Here is a 910-nt window from a genome sequence, read left to right as displayed (position 1 = left end):
GCTCAAAGTATATTTGGTATCGTCCTGCTTTATCATCAGTGTTTAGCAAGTCCAGGCTTGCACTTCTTTCTCGGTCTTGTAACACGATGCGCTGAGGGTTCAGCACTAGCCCGGCAGAGACTTGAAATGAGATGAGTAAGGTGAATAGAGTTAATAAGGTGTTCTTGAAAAGCCAAAGGCTAGGTTTGTTTCTCTGTTTCATGTTGGTTCGTATAACGTTTTCGGTCAGTGTTTATTAGATGGTTTATTTTGCTGGCGCAATAATGAAGCAATCGGGCAAACAGTTAAATACCGAAAAGCAAAAAAGGCGCTAAATGCGCCTTTTTTAAACATATAACACTTAATTGTGCTTACTGGTAAGTAACTTCTACTTGATACTCTACAGAGTTAACACCGTTTGACAAAGCCAGAGCACCGTTAGCAACGGTTAGTGTTCCACCTAGAGATAATGCATGGTTAGTTTGTAGAGTTACGCCCGTAAGAGTTGTTGCACCTTCACCGTTATCGAGCATTGCTGGTGCAAAGGACAGTTCAGATGCGCCTGAAGTACCTGCAGTTAAAGCAATATCGACTTGTTGACCGTCGGTTCCAGCCACATTAATCGCGGCCAATGTACCGTTACCAGAGCCGAAGCATGCAGCGCCTGAACGTGCACCGCCTGTAGTGATAGTACAAGTATCTGAGTCGCTAGCTAGAACGTCACCTAGATCCATTTGAGTCGCTTCAGTTAATGAAATTGGCTGAACCAGGTTTAGTGAAGCGTTGAATGTATCTGCAGTAGCGGTACCTGCGATAAGACCAGAGATCATTGTTGCTGCAATTGCTGATTTTTTAAATAATGTTTTCATGGATAGTATTCCCAGTTTTAAAATTGATTCATTTATAAGGCTGCTTCGTTTCGTTGTCTGTT

2 protein-coding genes are annotated in these 910 nt (G+C 42.5%); both read right to left on the bottom strand.

From position 1 onward, the window contains the following. On the bottom strand, positions 1–202 hold a 202-nt coding region (locus A3761_RS28430), incomplete at its 3' end, for a hypothetical protein (RefSeq protein WP_231881154.1). A 148-nt stretch (positions 203–350) separates the two neighbouring features. Beyond that, positions 351–848, bottom strand: a complete 498-nt coding sequence (locus A3761_RS04180; RefSeq protein ID WP_068554366.1) for a DUF4402 domain-containing protein — start codon at positions 846–848, stop codon at positions 351–353. Positions 849–910 lie beyond the last annotated feature (62 nt).

The sequence above is a fragment of the Oleiphilus sp. HI0123 genome (genome assembly GCF_001635315.1).
This window is presented reverse-complemented; position numbering and strand designations above follow the sequence as displayed.

What these genes read in the sequence shown, in the direction of transcription:
- A3761_RS04180 (WP_068554366.1), bottom strand. Translation starts at nt 848, where the DNA reads ATGAAAACATTATTTAAAAAATCAGCAATTGCAGCAACAATGATCTCT.